Annotated in this window: 3 protein-coding genes; all 3 read right to left on the bottom strand. The window is 59.2% G+C overall.

What is annotated here, in order from left to right; all coding sequences use genetic code 11:
* Nucleotides 1-141: 141 nt before the first annotated feature.
* Nucleotides 142-417 carry a hypothetical protein gene (locus N5J69_RS22105; RefSeq protein WP_159222842.1) on the bottom strand — a complete coding sequence of 92 codons (276 nt, stop codon included), beginning with the start codon at nucleotides 415-417 and terminating at the stop codon, nucleotides 142-144.
* Between the two features lie 43 nt (nucleotides 418-460).
* Nucleotides 461-1,192 carry a plasmid SOS inhibition protein A gene (locus N5J69_RS22100; RefSeq protein ID WP_159222841.1) on the bottom strand — a complete coding sequence of 244 codons (732 nt, stop codon included), beginning with the start codon at nucleotides 1,190-1,192 and terminating at the stop codon, nucleotides 461-463.
* Between the two features lie 49 nt (nucleotides 1,193-1,241).
* A partial coding sequence (locus N5J69_RS22095) for a ParB/RepB/Spo0J family partition protein (protein ID WP_279772592.1) occupies nucleotides 1,242-3,183 on the bottom strand: 1,942 nt, incomplete at its 5' end.

Here is a 3,183-nt window from a genome sequence, read left to right as displayed (position 1 = left end):
TTTTGCCGGTCCGGTCCTCAGCGGCCACGGATTTTTTGTGGCCAGTGAACGCGCTGGCGTCAGCCAGCTGCAGGGGTTGACCTGGCCGTTGCCATCAGACCCCAGCCGTCAGGCCCGAAACCCGGAGGGATTCGGCGGAGCTTACCGGCTCAGCCGGTTAGCGCAGTAGGGCTGACGACCCGGCAACGCCGGGGAGCCGGAGGGGGCCATCATGATGTTCATGACGTTGACCTTCAGTGAAATGAAGCCGGAGAAGCAGCTGCAGCACAGCAGCAGAACAGACAGCAGCAGGAAGCAGAGAGAGAAGACGGAGAGACAGCGTCCCGGAGAGAGAAAGCGCAGGCGAAGGGAGAGAGACGGTGCGTCAGCACCGTCTTCCCCCGGCCCGCAGGGCCGCCCGCTTTTCAGCCGTGCCAAATGCTGGCAGCAAGCCGGACACTATGCGCCCGGCTTAACAGGATCAGGCCTGGTTCGTCAGCATCACGGGCAGAGCGAACCGGTCAGTCATTCTGCTGAAGGCGTTCATTTCACCGGCCATAATGCTGATGTCGAGCATCACGCGCCACAGAGGTTCATTGTGCCACTCCCACGGATCGATATGTCTGCATGATACAAACCGCTTAAGCCAGGCCAGTACCAGTGAGTGCAGATCGCTTTCATAGATTTCCTGCACCTGCCAGCACGCGTACCAGCGCCCTGCCGTGAGCGGCGTATGAAACGCCAGTTCAAGCGCCGCCTGTGCCAGCCGGTTCTGATAGCGCCTGCGCTTCTGCTCGCGCTCGCGCGATTCCCGGTTGTGCTCCCTGTTCTGGCGCAGTGAGAGGCGCTTTTCCCGTCGCTCCGTGAAGCGGGCGGCGGTCAGGGGAAACAGCCGTGTGCCGGTATCCTGCGACAGCGGCGCAGGACAGCACTCGCCCCTTGTGGCGATTAGCGTATCGAGCGCGGCCAGATAGTCTCGCGCAGGTGGTGCGTTGCGATCACCAGGCGAGTATTCGGGCATGACCCGGCGCAGCTGGTCAGACTTAATGGTGCGCGTCCCGCAGTAATGCCGCATGAAAGCGCTGGCATAGGCATGCGGGCTACATGCCGCCCTGCCCTTCAGGCGTTTTTCCACATCGGCAAAGGCCTGGCTGATGGCTAAGGTGTACGGACAGGCTGGAATCAGCGAGAGGTGACGGGGGATAGTGTTCATTATTATATTCCTTCAGGTAAAGACCGCCCGTCAGGGCGGTCTGCTGCGGTCAGGCTTCGCTGTCTGCATCGTGTGAAGTGCCAGTAGCTGCAGACTGCAGTGGCTTCATCCAGGAAGGCACCCAGCGGGAATTCTTCATTGACGATTCCGCAAAGTCAGCCGCATCTCCCTTCTTCATCTTCTCTGCATCGCTTGCGTTACCTGTTTTACCCACCTCCGTCAGTACACCTGCGATCTGCTCTTTGCTGATACGTTTAAAAAAGCCTTCTGCGGTTGGTTGCCACCAGTCTGCCAGGTCGAAGCCCATTGCCAGCTCCAGAGCATCAAGATTGCTGGTCTGACTTTTCCCGTACATTCGATCCTGAAAGCAGCACACCGCCGTGGCACTGCAAAACCCCTGCAGCCCGAGTACGTCGTCAGTACTCCAGTCGAGCAGCCAGCGAAAATCCTGTTCCCAGCCTTTCGGCAGTAACGCCTGCCATTCCGCTTTCTGCTGCTGCAGAAACTGCCATGCCTTACCGTCTTCCTTCGCTGATGAGTCGGAGATCAGGGCGCTGCTGTTATCGGTCAGGCTGATTTTCATCGGAGTCCCTTCATAACTACGATGACTGAAAGTGGCCCGGCACAGTGTCCAGGTCAGCATTGCTACTGCTATATCTGGTTTTTTGCTGAGCGCCGCCTGTACTGCCAGAGAGCGATCGCATGACATTGAGCGCACGAGCGAGGCGGAGTAGTCTTCTGAAAGGTTTTGCAGATCGTTTTTATTCTCAGGTTTCATCTTCTTCGGCAGGTCAGCCTGCCGCTGCACACCACGCTGGATGAAGCAGTTGCCGCGCTCAAAGCAGATAACAACACCCGTTTTGTCTTTATCTGCACCTGACCAGCTGCGCTTCAGCCCGGTTTCTTCCAGCGCGGCGATCTGCTTTCTCAGCTGCTCGTTCAGAGAATCATCTTCTGAAAGCCTCAGCTGCGCCCGCAGATCGCTCAGCTCTGCGTCTTCTTCCGGCGTCAGCTCCGGGCAGCGCTCCGGCAGCAGCTGATACGTTTTTTTCACCTCACTACTCCAGCTCTGTAGGCGGCTGTCCATCCTGACCTCTGCCCAGGCAAATCCTTCCTCTTTCTGCACGGCGTCGGCAATTTTCTGCAGCTTATCCAGCGTCAGCTGCTCAACCAGCGCCGTGTCGATATAGCCCTCGTCCTCATTGCTGAACAGGTCGGCGCGAATAGAGCCGCCCGCCGCGAGATAAACATCTTTGCCAATGAAGGCGAACTTTGGAGAGTGGCTGATCGCCGTCTCAAAGGAGGTGATCAGCTTACGGATGGTTTCTGCGGAGGCGTTGTAATACCCGGAGGCCTGCTCCCACACTTCCAGCTGGCGTTCATGCGTGTCGGCCAGCGCCAGCGCCTGACACTGCTCAAGCGTGATGTTATCGGCGGCCAGTTCGTCAAGGATGGCAGGAGCAAGGTCAGTCAGCTTCAGGCAGCGCTGAACGTGGCGCGAGCTGTAGCCCATCAGGTCACCGATCTGCGCAGGGGTTTTGCCCTCGTCGGCCAGCGCCCGGAAACCGGCAATCTGCTCGGCGGGGTGCATATCCTCACGCTCGCCGTTTTCGACCATTGAGGCCGCGCGTGCCAGCTCCTCCGTCACGCGTTTGACCGGAATAAGCTGATCGGGCTGATATACGCCCTGCGAAAGCAGCAGTTGCAGCGCGGTGAGACGGCGACCGCCGCAGGCCACGCCCAGCATCCCGTCAGCCATGTCGTGTGCGATCAGGTTGTGCAGCAGGCCGACATTTTTGATAGTGGCGGCAAGCGACTCAATGCGCGACTGCACGTAGACTTTGCTGCGCACGTTGAGGGGTGAAACCGCCAGGCGCGAAAGCGGGAGCATCTCGATGTCGATTTTTTCCAGCGCCTGTTCTACCGCCGCCACTGCGGCTTTGTCAGCCTTCGCCTTCGCGGGCCGACGCGGGGTCCTGGGTTTTGGAGAT

It is taken from the genome of Pantoea sp. GD03673 (assembly GCF_029844725.1).
Classification (GTDB): domain Bacteria; phylum Pseudomonadota; class Gammaproteobacteria; order Enterobacterales; family Enterobacteriaceae; genus Pantoea.
This window is presented reverse-complemented; position numbering and strand designations above follow the sequence as displayed.

What these genes read in the sequence shown, in the direction of transcription:
- N5J69_RS22100 (WP_159222841.1), bottom strand. Translation starts at nt 1,192, where the DNA reads ATGAACACTATCCCCCGTCACCTCTCGCTGATTCCAGCCTGTCCGTAC.